Source organism: Mycobacterium cajalii (assembly GCF_045809005.2).
In the GTDB taxonomy this organism is placed as follows: domain Bacteria; phylum Actinomycetota; class Actinomycetes; order Mycobacteriales; family Mycobacteriaceae; genus Mycobacterium.
Genome location: NZ_CM141436.1, coordinates 5,387,374 through 5,402,932, shown reverse-complemented (window position 1 = coordinate 5,402,932; position 15,559 = coordinate 5,387,374). Strand labels below are relative to the sequence as shown.

General features: G+C 69.7%; 16 protein-coding genes and 1 pseudogene. 12 read left to right on the top strand and 5 right to left on the bottom strand.

Going from position 1 to position 15,559, the window contains the following annotated elements; translation table 11 throughout:
• Positions 1 to 129: 129 nt before the first annotated feature.
• From ACJ512_RS25695 to ACJ512_RS25680, 4 genes and pseudogenes are all read left to right on the top strand, one after another.
• Positions 130 to 1,023 carry an SDR family oxidoreductase gene (locus ACJ512_RS25695; RefSeq protein ID WP_407686669.1) on the top strand — a complete coding sequence of 298 codons (894 nt, stop codon included), beginning with the start codon at positions 130 to 132 and terminating at the stop codon, positions 1,021 to 1,023.
• A gap of 39 nt (positions 1,024 to 1,062) precedes the next feature.
• Positions 1,063 to 1,269: pseudogene (locus ACJ512_RS25690) on the top strand (LLM class flavin-dependent oxidoreductase); the annotation flags it as partial.
• Between the two features lie 113 nt (positions 1,270 to 1,382).
• Positions 1,383 to 1,688: an LLM class oxidoreductase gene (locus ACJ512_RS25685; RefSeq protein ID WP_407686679.1), complete on the top strand. Its 306-nt coding sequence runs from the start codon at positions 1,383 to 1,385 to the stop codon at positions 1,686 to 1,688.
• A gap of 36 nt (positions 1,689 to 1,724) precedes the next feature.
• The gene (locus ACJ512_RS25680) at positions 1,725 to 2,147 is read left to right on the top strand and encodes a nuclear transport factor 2 family protein (RefSeq protein ID WP_407686678.1); all 423 of its coding nucleotides are present in this window, start codon (positions 1,725 to 1,727) and stop codon (positions 2,145 to 2,147) included.
• Here ACJ512_RS25680 and ACJ512_RS25675 read toward each other — a convergent pair.
• Both ACJ512_RS25675 and ACJ512_RS25670 read right to left on the bottom strand, forming a co-directional pair.
• Positions 2,144 to 3,409, bottom strand: a complete 1,266-nt coding sequence (locus ACJ512_RS25675; protein WP_407686670.1) for an amidohydrolase family protein — start codon at positions 3,407 to 3,409, stop codon at positions 2,144 to 2,146. The two genes, ACJ512_RS25680 and ACJ512_RS25675, sit on opposite strands and share 4 nt — an antisense overlap.
• A gap of 20 nt (positions 3,410 to 3,429) precedes the next feature.
• Entirely contained in the window at positions 3,430 to 3,765 is a 336-nt protein-coding gene (locus ACJ512_RS25670; RefSeq protein ID WP_407686671.1) for a 2Fe-2S iron-sulfur cluster-binding protein, read from the bottom strand.
• Between the two features lie 101 nt (positions 3,766 to 3,866).
• Between ACJ512_RS25670 and ACJ512_RS25665 the strand changes: the two genes are divergently transcribed.
• From ACJ512_RS25665 to ACJ512_RS25645, 5 genes are all read left to right on the top strand, one after another.
• Positions 3,867 to 5,282 (top strand): class I adenylate-forming enzyme family protein, encoded by a 1,416-nt coding sequence (locus ACJ512_RS25665; RefSeq protein ID WP_407686672.1) that lies wholly within the window; start codon positions 3,867 to 3,869, stop codon positions 5,280 to 5,282.
• Positions 5,260 to 6,165 carry an acyl-CoA dehydrogenase family protein gene (locus ACJ512_RS25660; RefSeq protein ID WP_407686673.1) on the top strand — a complete coding sequence of 302 codons (906 nt, stop codon included), beginning with the start codon at positions 5,260 to 5,262 and terminating at the stop codon, positions 6,163 to 6,165. The genes ACJ512_RS25665 and ACJ512_RS25660 overlap by 23 nt, the downstream gene beginning before the upstream one ends.
• Entirely contained in the window at positions 6,152 to 7,240 is a 1,089-nt protein-coding gene (locus tag ACJ512_RS25655; RefSeq protein ID WP_407686674.1) for an acyl-CoA dehydrogenase family protein, read from the top strand. The genes ACJ512_RS25660 and ACJ512_RS25655 overlap by 14 nt, the downstream gene beginning before the upstream one ends.
• A gap of 1 nt (position 7,241) precedes the next feature.
• On the top strand, positions 7,242 to 8,009 hold the full coding sequence (locus tag ACJ512_RS25650; RefSeq protein ID WP_461479883.1) for an enoyl-CoA hydratase/isomerase family protein: 768 nt from the start codon (positions 7,242 to 7,244) through the stop codon (positions 8,007 to 8,009).
• A 63-nt stretch (positions 8,010 to 8,072) separates the two neighbouring features.
• Positions 8,073 to 9,794: a transposase gene (locus ACJ512_RS25645; protein ID WP_407689781.1), complete on the top strand. Its 1,722-nt coding sequence runs from the start codon at positions 8,073 to 8,075 to the stop codon at positions 9,792 to 9,794.
• A 194-nt stretch (positions 9,795 to 9,988) separates the two neighbouring features.
• On the opposite strand, the gene ACJ512_RS25640 is transcribed toward ACJ512_RS25645, so the two are convergent.
• Together ACJ512_RS25640 and ACJ512_RS25635 are read right to left on the bottom strand one after the other, a co-directional pair.
• The gene (locus ACJ512_RS25640; RefSeq protein WP_407689335.1) at positions 9,989 to 10,750 is read right to left on the bottom strand and encodes an SDR family NAD(P)-dependent oxidoreductase; all 762 of its coding nucleotides are present in this window, start codon (positions 10,748 to 10,750) and stop codon (positions 9,989 to 9,991) included.
• Between the two features lie 72 nt (positions 10,751 to 10,822).
• Positions 10,823 to 11,692: a proline iminopeptidase-family hydrolase gene (locus tag ACJ512_RS25635; protein ID WP_407689334.1), complete on the bottom strand. Its 870-nt coding sequence runs from the start codon at positions 11,690 to 11,692 to the stop codon at positions 10,823 to 10,825.
• 124 nt (positions 11,693 to 11,816) lie between these two features.
• On the opposite strand from ACJ512_RS25635, the gene ACJ512_RS25630 reads away from it, so the two are divergent.
• The 3 genes from ACJ512_RS25630 (at position 11,817) to ACJ512_RS25620 (ending at position 14,898) form a co-directional block, all read left to right on the top strand.
• A complete protein-coding gene (locus tag ACJ512_RS25630; RefSeq protein ID WP_407689333.1) occupies positions 11,817 to 12,956 on the top strand; it encodes a thiolase family protein in 1,140 nt (379 codons plus the stop codon).
• A 7-nt stretch (positions 12,957 to 12,963) separates the two neighbouring features.
• Entirely contained in the window at positions 12,964 to 13,854 is an 891-nt protein-coding gene (gene meaB / locus ACJ512_RS25625; protein WP_407689332.1) for a methylmalonyl Co-A mutase-associated GTPase MeaB, read from the top strand.
• Positions 13,855 to 13,989: 135 nt separating this feature from the next.
• On the top strand, positions 13,990 to 14,898 hold the full coding sequence (locus ACJ512_RS25620; RefSeq protein ID WP_407689331.1) for a thiamine pyrophosphate-dependent enzyme: 909 nt from the start codon (positions 13,990 to 13,992) through the stop codon (positions 14,896 to 14,898).
• Here the strand turns inward: ACJ512_RS25620 and ACJ512_RS25615 are convergent.
• Positions 14,891 to 15,544: a response regulator gene (locus tag ACJ512_RS25615; RefSeq protein WP_407689330.1), complete on the bottom strand. Its 654-nt coding sequence runs from the start codon at positions 15,542 to 15,544 to the stop codon at positions 14,891 to 14,893. The two genes, ACJ512_RS25620 and ACJ512_RS25615, sit on opposite strands and share 8 nt — an antisense overlap.
• Between the last annotated feature and the right edge of the window lie 15 nt (positions 15,545 to 15,559).

Sequence of the window (15,559 nt, the reverse complement as noted above, 5' to 3'; positions counted from 1 at the left end):
CTTGAAGTGGCGCGCGGACGTGCAGTCATGCCGATTCGGTATCGCGCCATAGGAAACGGGTCTTGGACAGTCGGGCCGCCCGGGCAATTGACTGGAAGCACCAACACGCACACGGTGAAAGGAAATCCCATGCATGTCTTTGTGACGGGTGCGAGCGGACACATCGGTTCGGCGGTCGTCGACGAACTCGTCCAGGCGGGGCATCAGGTCACCGGACTCGCCCGCTCCGACGAGTCGGCCGCAGCGCTGGCGGCGAAGGGTGTCCGGGTGCACCGGGGTGACCTCGACGACCCCGACGGCCTCGCCGCCGCCGCGGCGCCCTCCGACGGCGTCATCCACCTCGCCTTCAAGCACGACTTCGCCGACTTCGTGGGCGCCGCCGAGACGGATCTGCGGGCCGTGCAGGCGATGGGGGAGGCGTTGGCCGGCTCGGACCGGCCGTTGGTCAGCACGTCGGGGACGCTCCTGCTGGCGCTCCTGGGCCACGCAGGCGTCGGCACCGAACGCGACGCGATGCCCGGCGGCCCGCGGGTCGATTCCGAGAACGCGGTCATCGCACTGGCCGAGCGCGGTGTGCGCTCGTCGGTCATCAGGCTTTCGCCGTTGGTGCACAGCAACCTCGACCATCACGGCTTCGCCCACCATCTGATCGACACCGCGCGCACCACCGGCAAATCCGCCTACATCGGCGACGGCTCCAATCGCTGGCCCGCCGTACACACGCTCGACGCCGCCCGCCTGTACCGGCTGGCCCTCGAAAAAGCCGCCGCGGGAACGCGATTGCACGGCGTCGCCGACGAGGGGGTGCCGTTCCGCGAGATCGCCGAGGTCATCGGCCGGCAGGTGAACGTGCCGGCCGCCGGCATCCCGGCCGAAGAGGCGGGTCATTTCGGGTTCCTCGCGTTGTTCGCCGCGCTGGACAACCCCACCTCCAGCGCGCTGACGCAGCAGGAGCTGGGCTGGCATCCGGAGCGCCCCGGGCTGATCGACGACCTGAACGAGGGGCACTACTTTGCCGCTTGATGACCGACGAGCGCACACCGCGCTCGGGTCACCGAGCCGGTGTTCGCGGACCGCCAGCGGGCGGCCGCGCGGCGACTGGAAGCCGCTGGTTGCCGGACGATTTGGGTCAACGAGGTCATCGGGAAGGACGCCCTGGTCCAATCGTCGATGCTGTCGGCCGCCACCGAACGCGTGGTTGTGGGCACCTGCATCGCCAACGTCTGGGCCCGGGCGGCCCAGACCGCGCACGCCGCGGCCGCCCAACTGGCCCAGGCCTATCCGCAGCGGTTCGTGCTGGGCCTGGGGGTCGGCTACCCCGAACAGGCGGCCGCGACCGGGCGCTCGGGCCGGACAAGCTCCTCGTTGTCGGCCTGTCCGTGGTGGGCGGCGCCGCCGGGGATCCGAAAACGTCGGCGCGCGAGTCGCTGTCGGCGAGGCTGTCGATGCCCGCGTACGCGGCCAGGCCGGCGGAGCTGGGCTACTCGGCCGGCGACGTCGACGGGGTGAGCGACCGGCTGGTGGACGCGGTCGTCGCATACGGTGACCCGCCGGCCGTCGCCGCCAAGGTGCGCGAGCACCTGGACGCCGGCGCCGACCACGTCGCGCTGCTGCCTGCCATCGGCGGCGACTTCACCACCGAGGTGACGCTACTCGAACGGCTGGCCCCGGCCCTGGCCATGCTCTAGCCGGCCGGACGCCGGGCGAATAGCATTGCCCCGGTGATGAACCCCCAGCGAGTTGCCGACGAGATCGAAATCGCCGCCCTGCTCAACAGATACGCCCGCGCCGTCGATTCCAAGGACTGGGATCTCTACCGGTCGGTGTTCACCGACGATGCCCACATCGACTACTCGTCGGCCGGGGCCGCCGCGGGTCCCCGCGACGAGGTGGCCGGGTGGCTGGCGGAGGGATTCGCCGCGATTCCGATGTCCATGCACTACGTCACCAACGTGGAAATCGTTGCGCTCGAAGGGGATACGGCGACAGTGCGGGCGATGTTCTACAACCCGATGCAGTTGCCGGGCATGACGGAACTCAGCTTCTGCGGCGGCTACTACCACCACGAGCTGGTTCGCACGGCCGGCGGCTGGCGCAGTCGCAATCTGCGCGAGGAGAACGTCTGGTTCGTCAACCCGCCGGGCTAGGTCAGGCTCGCGACCCGCTTCTGTTCGTAGCGCCGCGCCCACTCGGCGCGCGAGCGGATCGACACGTCGACGTCGGTCGCCTTGGCGCGCAACGCCTTCACCCCCGCCTGCTCGCGCGGCGTCCGGGCGAACGGGTCCCAGCCGAAGAACCGGCAGGCGTTGGCCCAGGTGATCTTGTCGATGTCGGCGTCGTCGGCGCCGGCGGCGGTCAGCTCGGCCAGCACCTGCTCGGGCGCGTCCGGCCAGAAGCAGTCCGAGTGCGGGTAGTCGCACTCCCAGGCGATGATGTCGATGCCGATCTCGTGGCGCAGCTTCAGCGAGGTCTTGTCGGTGACGTAGCACGCCAGGGAATGCTCGCGGAACACCTCGCTGGGCAGCTTGTCGCCGAAGTCGCGGTGCAGCCACTTCTGGTTGGTGTAGTGGCGGTCGCTGCGGTCCAGGTAGAACGGGATCCAGCCGATGCCGCCCTCGGAGAACGCGAACTTCAGGTCGGGATACTTGCGCATCGCCGGGCCCCACAACAAATCCTGGGCGCACATCGCCGAAACCTGGGTGGCCAGGATGATCAGGTTGTCGATCGGCGCGTCGGGCGCCATGCTGATCGCCCCGAAGCCGGTGCCGATGTGCAGGCACATCACCACGTTCTCTTCGGACAGGGCCGAGAAGACCGGGCCCCAGTAGTCGACGTCGTGGTAGCTCGGAAGCCCTTCCAGGTGCGGCAGTTCGGGCATGGTCACCGCGCGGCAGCCCTTGGCCGCCACCCGTCGGATCTCGGCGCACATGGCGTCGGGGTTCCAGGTCGGCAGGATGGCGATCGGGATGAACCGGTCCGGATACGAGCCGGCCCATTCGTCGATGTGCCAGTCGTTGTAGGCCGACACCATCACCAGGGTGGCCTCCTCGCGGTGCATGTTGAGGTGGCGCGCGGAGAAACCCGTGAACGTCGGGAAACACATCGAGGCCAGGATGCCGTTGCGGTTCATGTCGCGCACGCGCTCGTGGACGTCGTAGACCCCGGGGCGCATCTCGGCGAAACCGGCCGGGTCGCGGCCCCATTCCTCGGCCGGCCACGACACCACGGCGTTCAGGCCGCTGACGCCCTGGGGCCGGCCCTGGTACACCCACTGGTCGACGCCCTTGTCGTCGGTCACGACGACCGGGGCCTCGGCCCTGTACTTGCCGGGCACGTGGCGCAAGAACATGTCCGGCGGCTCGACGACGTGGTCGTCGATGCTCACCAGGATCAGGTCGTCTGCGTTCATGAACTGCCGCCTTTCTGCGACTACTCGTAGTGCACCGTGACCGACGGCGTGTCGGGCACGCCCTGGCAGGTCAGGATGTAACCCTCGGCCACCTCGTCGTCCTCGAGAGCGTCGTTGACCCGCATGGTCGCGTGGCCCTCGACGAGCCTGGCCATGCAGGTGCCGCAGTTGCCGGCCTCGCAACTGAACGGCGGCTCGAGACCGGCTCGTCGCGCGCTTTCCAGCAGCGTCTCGCCGGGGACCCGCGGCACCGACACCTTCTTGCGGTCGAGGTGGATCGTCACCGTGCCCGGCTCGGCACCGTTGGATGCTGGATTCGTCACTGTGTCCTCGGTGATCGCGGTGACCGTCGCCATGACCGCCCCTCCCGTATTTGCGTTCTTCAGTATAGAGAATACTATTCTCGTCAGCCGATAGGAGCCTCTCTCCGACGGTCGGACTGCTGGAAGGAACGGACGTGACCGAGCCGGCAGCGCTCGTGTTCGAGGAGCGGCGCTTCAGCGCGCCGCAACTCGACGCGTTGGCCGCCGGGCTGGCCACGACACTCGAGAAAAGGGGTGTCGCCGCAGGCCAGCGGGTCGCGGTGATGGCATCCAACCGCCCGGAATTCGTCGCCGCGCTGCTGGCGATCTGGCGGCTGGGTGCCACCGCGGTGCTCGTCAGCCCCGCCTGGAAACGCGACGAGGTCGACCACGCACTCGCGCTGACCGGCCCGGCGCACGCCGTCGGTGACCATCCCGTGCTGGCCGGCCTGATGCCGATGCTGCATCTGGACGAACCGATCACCCCGACCGAGCCGGTTGCCCGGGCGCTGCCGCCCCCCGCCGAGGCGGTCCTGGTCTTCAGCTCGGGCACCACCGGCCTGCCGAAGGCCGTCCGGCACACCCACGCCGCGCTGGACGAGGCCGTCGGGCACTGGCGCCGGGCGCTGCGGCTGACCGGCCGCGACCGCATCCAGGTCGTCACGCCGCCGTCCCACATCCTCGGCCTGCTCAACATCGTCACCGCGCTGCGGGCCGGTGCCCAAATCCGCCTGCATGCGCGATTCGACATCGACACCATGCTGCGCCACATCGAAAACGACCGCATCACAGTGGAAATGGCAGTCGCGCCCATCGCGCTGGCCATCGCCTCGCACCCCCGGCTGGAGTCCTACGACCTGTCGTCGCTGCGCTTCATCATGTGGGGCGCCACGCCGGTGACCGTCAGCGTCGCCGAGACGGTGACCCGCCGCACCGGCGTGGGCTGGGTGCCGGCCTACGGCACCACCGAACTGCCCGTCATCGCCTGCAATCCGGTCGGCGGGGCCCGCCTCGACACCGTCGGGCGGCCGGTGCCCGGGGTGGAACTTCGGGTGGTCTCGCTGGACACCGGCGAGCCGGTCTGCCCGGGGGAGGTCGGCGAAATCCAGTCCCGCTCACTATCTTTGATGGCCGGCTACCTGCCCCCGGAGGCGACCGCCGAGGCGTTTCACGACGGCTGGTACCGGACGGGTGACGTCGGCTGGCTGGACACCGGCGGCTGGCTGCGCATCACCGACCGGCTCAAGGAGATGATCAAGGTGCGCGGCTTCCAGGTCGCCCCCGCCGAGGTCGAGACGGTGCTGCACGGTCATCCGGCCGTCAAGGACTGCGCGGTGTTCGGTGTTCCGGACGGGATCAACGGCGAAGCCATCGTCGCCGCCGTCGCGGCGCGCGCCCCCATCGACACGGCGGCCGTCGCCGCCGAACTCACCGACCGGGTCGAGCAGCGGCTTGCGTCCTACAAACGCGTGAGTCGCGTCGTGTTCGTGCCCGATATCCCGCGCCTGCCCTCGGGCAAGGTACTGCGCCGAGTTCTCAAGGAGCGCCATGGATGTACGTCTGACAGCTGAACAGCAGCAACTACGCGACGCCGCGGCCAAGCTGGCCGACGACCGCGGGCCGGGGTCGGTCCAGGATCTCGACGACGACGGGCGAATCTCCCGCCTGGACAGGCAGGTCGCGGCGACCGGCTGGCGCGCGCTGCGCTCCGACGGCGCGTCCGGTGTCGAGGTGGCGATCGTCGCCGAGGAATTCGGGCGCCGCCTGCTCGACGCGCCCTTCCTCGGGCCGGTGCTGGCCGACGACCTGGCCCGGCACGTCGGTGCCGACAGTGGGGGAGCAACGGTCGGTAGCGACGGCCGGGCGGTCGACGCGCGGGGATGCCAACGCGCCCTTCTGCTCTCGAGCGGCAGCGTGCTGGTGACGGAGGCCGGCGAGTGTCGCACCGGTGTGGATCTGACCCGGGCCGAAGCGAGTTTGACGGGGGAGCCGACTCCGCTCGGCGAGATCTCCGACGACGACGCCGCACGATGGCTGGCGCTGGCGCTGGCCACCACGTCGGCCGACTTGGTCGGAATCGCCCGAGGCGCGCACGCCGTCGCCTGCGAATACGCGAAAATCCGCGAACAGTACGGCAAGGCGATCGGGTCCTACCAGGCCGTCGCGCACCTGCTGGCCGAAAGCCTTGCCCTGATCGAAGGTTCGGTCAGCATCTCCCGACATGCCGCCTGGGGGGTCGACGAACTGCCGCCGGCCGAAGCCATCCGGGCCGCCCAGATCGCGAAGATCTACTGCGCCCGCGCCGCCCGCACCGTCTGCGAGACCGCGATCCAGGTGCACGGCGGCATCGGCAATACCTGGGACTGCCTGGTGCACGTCTACCTGCGCCGGGCGTTGACCTCCACCGAACTGTGGCCCGTCGCGCTGAAGGAGATCGACTTTGGACTTTCGTGACTCACCCGACGAAGCGGCCTTCCGCGAACGGCTGCGAACCTGGCTCGCGGTGCACGCCAAGGACTTTCCCAGCTCCGGCGACGAGTACTGGGCGCGCCAGGCCCAGTGGCACCAGGCCCTCTACCAGGAGGGCTTCTTCGGGCTGTCGTTTCCCCGCGAGTACGGCGGTCAGGACCTGCCGCCGGTCTACGACGTCATCGTGGACGAAGAGCTGGCCCGCGCCGGCGCCCCGCCGCGACCGAGTGTGGGATACCTGATCTACGGCATCGGCAGGCATGCGAGCGACGAGCTGCGCCGGCGATTCCTGCCCGGCATCATCGACGGCACCGAGCGGTGGTGCCAGGGTTTCAGCGAGCCAGGCGCCGGGTCGGACCTGGCCTCGCTCGAGACCACCGCCCGCCGCGAGGGCGACAACTACGTGATCGACGGGCACAAGATCTGGACCAGCTACTCCGACGTCGCCGACTGGTGTCTGCTGCTGGCCCGCACCGATCCCGGGGCCAAACGTCACCGCGGGATCTCGGCTTTCATCCTCGAGATGAAACAGCCCGGGGTGCAACAGCGTCCGCTGCGCATGATCAGCGGGGTCACCAACGAGTTCGGCCAGGTCTTCTTCGATGGTGCGACGGTGCCGGCCGACCGGATGGTCGGCGCGCCCGGCGACGGCTGGGCGGTCGCCATGACCGTCGTCGGCCACGAGCGGGAACCGTCCACCCTCGGCTACGCCGCAAGGTACGGCAAGCTGGTGCGAAACCTGTTGGCGCGCAGCGAGGGCCCGGTGTCCGAGGAGGTCGCGTGGGCGGCCGTTCAGTCGGAGATGCTGACCCATCACGTCCGGCGGCGGCTGTCCGAACAGCTCGACGGGGTTTCGCACGGGCCGGAGGGGTCGCTCGACAAGTTGCTGATGACCTGGGTCGAGCAGTCGGTCGGCCACGCCGCGCTGGCGGTCGCCGGCACCCGCGACCCCGACCTGCTCGGCGCCTACCTGTACAGCCGCGCGCAGAGCGTGATGGGCGGGACGTCGCAGATACAGAAGAACATCATCGCTTCACGAATCCTGGGACTGGGGGTCTGACGTGTACGACATGCCCGACGAGATCGACGTCCGTGCCGAAGGCGCGTTGCGGATCATCACATTGAACCGGCCGGAGTCGCTGAACTCGGTCAACGACAACCTGCACGTCGGGCTCGCGCGGCTGTGGCAACGGTTGACCGACGACGCCTCGGCCCGCGCGGCGGTGCTCACCGGGGCGGGCCGGGCGTTCTCTGCGGGCGGTGACTTCACCTACCTCAAGGAGCTGTCGGAGGACGCTGCCCTGCGCGCCAAGACCATCCGCGACGGGCGCGAGATCGTGCTGGGGATGGCACGGTGCCGGATCCCGGTGGTGGCGGCGGTCAATGGGCCGGCCGTCGGCCTGGGCTGCAGCCTGGTGGCGTTGAGCGACATCGTCTACATCGCCGAGGACGCCTACCTCGCGGACCCCCATGTGCAGGTGGGACTGGTGGCCGCCGACGGCGGGCCGCTGACCTGGCCGCTGCACATCAGCCTGTTGCTGGCCAAGGAATATGCGCTGACGGGCACCAGGATTCGCGCCGAACGGGCCGTGGAACTCGGGTTGGCCAATCACGTGGTGGCCGATCCCGTCGGCGAGGCGGTGACCGCCGCCAAGAAGATCCTGGAGCTGCCCCAGCAGGCGGTCGAGAGCACCAAGCGGGTGCTCAACATCCACCTGGAGCGCGCTGTGCTGGCCAGCCTCGACTACGCCCTCTCCGCCGAGCACCAGTCGTTCACGACCGACGACTTCCGCTCGATCGTCACCAAGCTGGCGGCGGGCAAGAACTAGGTGGCTGGTGTTTTTCGCGTGGCGTTGACCGGGTAATCGGGTGCGGTCGGCGAGAATGGTTGGGTGAGTTTGGGTTTGACGCCGAAACAGGCGGATTTGTGGCGGTCGACGGTGGATTTCTGCGAGGGCCGGGTGGCGCCGGACTCGATTTACAGCGTGCTGCACCGGGAGTGCTTCAACTTGTTCGGCGATGAAATGTTCGCCGACTTGTTCACCGATGTCGGCCGGCGCAGCGTGCCGCCGATGATTGTGGCGGTGGTGATGGTGTTGCAGCGCATCGAGGGGCTTTCGGATCGGGAGGCGGTGGATCGGTTCGCGTTCGACGCGCGGTGGAAGTATGCCGCGGGCGGGCTGGACTTCGATTATCCGGGGTTTGTGCACACCGTGTTGGTGGACATGCGCGCGAGGCTGGCCCGCTCGGATCGCCCGGACCGGATCTTTGAGGTCACCCTGCAAGCGGCCAAGGCGGCCGGGCTGGTGGGCCGTAAGCGGGTGCTGGACTCGACCCCGCTGTATGACGCGGTGGCCACCATGGACACGGTCACATTGATCCGCTCGGCGATCCGGGGACTGCTGGCGGTCGCCGGCGCGGAGCTGCAACCCGCGCTGCGGGCGCGGCTGTCCCGCGACGACGACTACGTCAGCGCCGGCAAACCGGTGTGTGACTACGACGACGTGGCGGCGCGCGAGGCGCTGGTGGACGCGCTGGCCCGCGACGCGTCTGCGCTGCTGGCCTGCCTGGATGAGCAGGCGCTGAAGCCCGAGGTGGACAAGGCGGCCAAACTGTTGGCCACCGTGGTCGGCCAGGACCTCGACCAAGACGCCGCCGACGGGATATTCCGCATCGCGCGCCGTGTGGCCGCCGATCGGGTGATCTCCACGGTGGACCCGCAGGCACGCCACGGCCACAAGACCTCCGCGCGGGGTTTCGACGGATACAAGGGTCACATCGCGATCGACCCCGACGCCGAGATCATCACCGCCACCGAAGTCACCGCCGGCAACGCCGGCGACGCCCAACCCGCCACCGACCTGCTGGCCGGCGACCTACCCACTCCGGTGACCAGCGACACCAACACCGCCGACGGAGATTGCGTTGATCCTCAGGACGACTCGAGCCTCGGTGCAAGTGCTGGCACGACGACCGCGGCCAGCGCGGTCGGTGATGGTGATGGCGACGGGAGCGCCCCCAGCGTGTGCGGAGCCCAAGACCAGCGATGCCCGGCGGTTTACGGCGACGCCGCCTACGGTGCGGGCAAACTGCTGGCCGTGTTGGAAACCGCGGGCGCGGAAATCTTCACCAAGGTGCAGCCACCGACCGCGCCGGGTGGCCGCTACGCCAAGGACCGCTTCGTCATCGACCTCGACGTCGGCACGGTCACCTGCCCGGGCGCGGTGACCGTGCCGATCCGCCCGGCCAAGGGCGGCGGCGGCAACGCGGTGTTCGGCCCGGCTTGCGCCTGCTGCCCACTGGCCGAGCAGTGCACCAGCTCAACCGCCGGGCGCACCATCGCGATCAGCCGCTACGAGGCCGAACTCACCCGTGCTCGCACCACCCAAGCAGATCCGGGCTGGGTCGCCGACTACAAGGCCACCCGGCCGAAAGTGGAACGCAAGATCGGCCACCTGATGCGCCGCCGCCACGGCGGCCGCCGTGCGCGCGTGCGCGGCACCACCAAGGTCGCCGCCGATTTCTCCCTGCTGGCCGCCGCGATCAACCTCGCACGCCTGGGTGTGCTCGGATTACACCGGGAAGGCGCAAACTGGGCCGCCGCCACGACCTGAGGCCGGTCGGCGATGCCAACCGGCCCACCAGGACCGCCTGTAGACCAGCCAAGCAACGGAATCGCCAATCCCGACAACCGAATTCACCTGAGCTAGGAACCGCTCACGACCACACGAGCATCGCCCAATAGCCCGACCGGTCAACCAGCGCCCCCACAATGGCCGTTCGACACCAGCCACCTAGAGCCGGGCCGTCACTTGGGCGGGAATCTCAGCGCGCCGTCCAACCGGATGACTTCGCCGTTGAGGTAATCGTTTTCGCAGATGCTGTGTACCAGCGTGGCGTACTCGGCGGGCCGGCCCATCCGTTTGGGGAAGGGCACCTGCGGGCCCCAGTACGCCTCCAGCTGATCGCCGTTCTTGCCGTAGGCGGGTGTCAGGAACGTGCCGGGGGCGATGGTGACCACCCGGATGCCCAGCGGCGAGAGATCGCGCGCGGCGACCAGGGTCATGCCCAGCACGCCGCCCTTGGCCGCCGCATACGGCAGTTGGCCGATCTGGCCCTCGTAACCGGCGATCGACGCCGTGTTGACGATGACGCCGCGCGCGCCGTCGACCGGCTCCTGTCGCGCCATCGCGGCCGCGGACAGGCGCATGACGTTGAACACCGCGGTCAGGTAGAACTCGATCGTGGTCTTGAAGCCGTCCAGGTCCAGCGGCGAGCCGTCCTTGCCGACGAGACGGCCCCCGCTCGCCGGGCCGCCGTGGGTGTCCACCGAGATGCGCAGCGGGCCCAGCGATTCCGCCTCGGCGATCGCCGCCTGGAGGTCGTCGGTGCTGGTGGCGTCGGTGCGCGCGTAGCGCACCCCGAGCTCGCCGGCCAGCGCCGTGCCCTTCTCATCGGCCAGATCGGCGATGACGACCCTGGCGCCCGCGGCGTGCAGCCGGCGGACCGTGGCCTCCCCGAGGCCGCCGGCGCCGCCGACGACGATCGCGGAGCTACCGTCGAGTTGCATCCCGTTTCCTCTCCCGCAACCAACCCTCTCTGTTGACGAGAATAGCGTTCTCGCGTGGTCGGCGTCGGGAAGTCAGCCGTCGTGGCGGCGCAGGAATTCGCGCATCACCCGGTCGAACCGGTCGGGCTCTTCGATGAACGGCATGTGGGAGCTGGATTCGAACAGCTCGAACTGCGAGCCGGCGATGCGCCGGTGCATCTCCCGCATGTGCTCCGGTGCGCACTCGTCGAACCTGCCCGCCAGGACCAGGGTCGGCAGGGCAATCTCGGAGAGGCGGTCCAGCACGTCCCAGTCGCGGACGGTCCCGGCGATGTGGAAGTCGCTGGCGCCGAACATCGTCTCGAAAATCTCGGCGCCCATGCCCGCGAAGGCGTCCAGCAACTCGGTGGGCCAGGGCCGCACGCGGCACAAATAGGTTTCGTTCCAGGTGCGGATCGCCGCCTGGTATTCGGCCGAAGACGTGGTGCCGGCGGCCTCGTGGCGTGCGATGGCGGATTGGGTGTCCCGGTCCAGTTCGGACTTCAACCGGGCCACCAGCTCCGAAAACCGCGGTATGGAGGCGACGCTGTTAGAGACGGTGAGGCTGACCGCCCCGGAGCTCACGTCGAGCACGTACTGCTGCGCCACCATCCCGCCCCAGGAGTTGCCGAAAACGTGGAAGCCGTTCAGGCCGAGCGCGCGCACCACCGAATCCATCTCGGCCACCGAGCGTTCCATCGTCCACAGGGAGGTGTCCGACGGGCGCCCGGAACGCCCGCACCCGAGTTGGTCCCAGAAGACGATCTCCCGCTCGTCGGCCAGGCGTTCCAGCGACCTCAGGTAATCGTGCGGCAGCCCGGGGCCGCCGTGGACCACCAGCACGGGAAGGCCCGCACCGCCCCCGATCCGTTTGAACCACACGTTGCCGCCCGGGACCGCGATCAGGCCTTCGCGCGCAGTCATGTCCCCTTCCTATCTCAAGCCCCGGCAGGGTGGCGAGCCGAGCACGACGGCAGCCCACCGTGCAACTGATACTCTCGCGTAGAGAGAATATCGTTCTCACGTCTGCCGACCTGGAGAAGACCCCGTGCCCGAAGCCGTCATCGTGTCCGCCCTGCGCACCCCCATCGGCACCGCCCGCAAGGGCACGCTGCGCGACACCAGCGCGTTCGACCTCGCCCGTCACGTGGTGTGCGAGGCGGCCAAGGACCTCGATACCGCACGGGTCGACGACGTGATCCTCGGCGAGGGCCTCTACGGCGGCGGCGTCATCGCCCGGCATGCGGCGATCACCGCGGGCCTGTCCCACGTGCCCGGCCTGGCCAGCAACCGGCACTGCGCGGCCGGACAGGCCGCGGTGCAGAGCGCGGCGGCAAGCGTGCGCGCCGGCATGGACCAGCTGGTCATCGCCGGTGGGGTGAATTCGGCGTCCACCTCCCCGCGGTCGCGGATCCAGGTCGACGGAGAGTGGGTCGACTGGTTCCCGCCGACCCACCCGGACCGCCCCGACGCCCCGAACATGGACATGTCCATCACCGTCGGCTGGAACGCCGCGGTCAAGGCCGGCGTGAGCCGCGAGGAGATGGACGCCTGGGCGCTGCGCTCGCACCGCAACGCGACCGCCGCGATCGACGAGGGCCGGTTCACCGAGGAGATCGTCCCGATCGAGACGCCGCACGGGTTGTTCTCCCTCGACGAACACCCCCGCCGCGACACCACCATGGAGAAGCTGGCCGCGCTCAAACCGCTGCATCCCGAGATCGAGGGTTTCTCGATCACCGCCGGCAACGCCTGCGGCGCCAACGACGGGGCGGCGGTGTTGACCATCGCCAGCGACCATCTCGGGCTCCCCGCGCTGGCCACCGTGCGCTCGTGGGCATCGGTCGGCGTCGATCCTGCGATCACCGGCTTGGCGCCGGTCGATGCGATACCGAAAGCCCTTGGCCGCGCTGAGCTTTCAATAGCGGATGTGGACTTGTTCGAGATCAACGAAGCCTTCGCGGCGATGTGCGTGGCCACCGTCAAGTTGCTCGAGCTGGACCCGGACACGGTCAACGTCAGCGGCAGCGGCTGCTCGCTGGGGCACCCGGTCGCGGCTACCGGGGCCAGGATGCTGGTCACCCTGGTGCACGAATTGCGGCGCCGCGGCGGCGGAATCGGTGTGGCGGCCATGTGCGCGGGCGGCGGCATGGGTTCGGCGACGGTGATCGAGGTCCCGGCGCCATAATGCACAAGTGAGCATCACCGACCTGATCGCGAGCGCGCGCAATGGATCTCCGCGCGCCGCGGGTCGTCTGCTCAGCCTTGTCGAGAGCGAGCAGCGTGACGAGGTGATGGCGAGCATCGGCCCCCCGTCGGCCGCGCACGCGGTCCCCGTCATAGGTGTCACCGGGCCGCCGGGTGCGGGCAAGTCGACGACGATCGCCGCCCTGGTCGGCGCTTACCGGGAACGCGGCTCCCGGGTCGCCGTGCTGGCCGTGGACCCGTCCTCGCCGTTCAGCGGCGGTGCGCTGCTCGGCGACCGCATCCGGATGGCCGCGCACATCAACGACTCCGGCGTGTTGATCCGCTCGGTGGCCACCCGCGGCCACCTCGGCGGGCTGGCCGCCGCCATCCCGGCGGCGCTGCGGTTGCTCGCCGCCATCGGTTACGACGTCGTGCTGCTGGAGACCGTCGGGGTGGGGCAGTCCGAGATCGAGATCGCCGCCGTCGCCGACCCGGCCGTCGTCATCCTCAATCCCGGTGCGGGCGACGCCGTGCAGGCCGCCAAGGCGGGCGTGCTGGAAGTCGCCGACATCGTGGTGGTCAACAAGGCCGACCGCGAGGGTGCCGAACAGACGGTGCGGGACCTGCGCGCCGAGACCGACGCACCGATCGTGAGCCTGGTCGCCGCCCGCGGCGAGGGGATCGCGGATCTGCTGGCCGCCGTCGACGACCATCGCCGCAGCGACAACCGCGCCCGCCGGCTGGCCCGGGCGAGGGCGCAGATCCTGTCGCTGGCGCAGACGCGGCTGCGGGCCCGGACGGAACTCGAGCGGCTGGCGGAGTCGGTGATCGACGGGCACGACGATCCCTACACCGCCGCCGAGAAACTGCTGTCACCGTCCACTGGACGCGACGACTGAGGGCGCCGTGTCCCCCGATCGGGGGACACCGGTAGTCATCCCCTTTTCGGGCCGATCGACGGAGTTGGGGCGGGGCCGAACTTTCTACCGTGAGCTCGTGTTCAAGACACGGACGCAGCGATAGGAGACCCGCACATGACTCACGCACCCACGCCGGCGCTCGTGCATGACCAGCTGGAGCTCTACCGGCGGATGTGGGTGTTGCGACTGCTGGCCATGGCTCTCGAGGAGTCGCGGATCGACGGTCTTCTCGACGGTCCCCGAGAAACCGCATTCGGGCAGGAGGCCGTGGCCGTCGGCATCACCGCGGCACTGCGGCCCGGCGACATCATGACCACCACCATCCCCCATCTTCGGCACGCCCTGCGGGCCGGCCTCGCCCTTCCGCTGGGCCCGGCGATCGCCCAGCTGATCGATCCGACCCTCTTCGATTCGCAGGAAAGCACCCCCGTGGGCGGCTGGAAGCTCGGTGTGCACTCCGCATCGAGCCCGTTGGCGCGGTCGGTGCTGTCCGCCCTCGGTGGCGCCGACGCGCAGCGGCGGGCCGGCGCGGGCGAGGTCACGCTGCTGGCCGTCGCGGATCACGACGCGAACACCGTCGAGTTCACCGTGGCCGCGACCATCGCTTCGTCGTGGCGGCTCCCGGTGGTGTTCGTCGTCGAGGACATCCGCGCTGTGCCGGGTCCACGCGCGGATCGCTGCCCGCGCGATCGCCATGGCATGCCGGTGCTGTTGGCCAACGGCAAAGATGTTGATACGGTTCGCGATTCGGTCGCTGAGGCGGTGCGGCGGACGGGTGCGGGCGAAGGCCCCGTGCTGGTGAACGCGGTTACGTACCGCAGCAACCACCCCGTCGGGCTGGATCCCCTGGTGTACGCCAGGCGACGGTTGATCGACGCCGGCGTCAGCTGCGCCCACCTGTACGAGGTGGAACGCCGGGCCCGCCACCTGGTGGCCGAAGCCGAGTCGTTCGCGACGGCCATGGTGCGGGCGGAGGAGGCGGCGCCGGTCCGCGAGCCGGAGCGCTGGCCGGCGATCAGCTGAGCAGGCCTTGCCGCATCGCCTCGGCGACCGCCGCCGCGCGATCGCTGACGCCGAGCTTCTCGTAGAGGCGCTGGACATGGGTTTTGACGGTCGACGGGGCCACATACAGTTCCCGCGCTATCGCGGGGATGCTTTGGCCGCGAGCAATTCGGTTGAGCACCTCGCACTCTCGTGCGCTCAGCGCGGGCGCCGCCGGCGCCGCGCGCTGGCGGATCTCGGCGGCAAGGCCCCCGACGAGCCCGGGTGCCACCACGTCGCGACCCAACGCGCAGTCCAGCACGGCGCTGACGATCTCGCTGCGGGTCGAGTCTTTCAGCATAAACCCGGCGGCGCCCTGCTGCAGGGCCTGGTAGACGATCGCCGGTTCGTCGTGCGCGGAGAGCAACAACACGCGGGTCGGCAACTCCAGGCTGCGCACCGCCGCCGCCACCTGCGCGCCGTCCATGCCGGGCATTCGGTAGTCGAGCAATGCGACGTCGGGCAGGTGAGCCTTGATCAACTGCAGCGCCGCCGTGCCGTCGTCCGCCTCGCCGACGACGTCCACCGACCCGCTCGACGCGAGCGCCCGCACCACGCCCTCGCGGAAGAGCGGATGATCGTCGGCGACGACCGCCGTCACCTTGTGCGGGGCCGCTGCGCCGACCATGGCGATGAGTGTAGC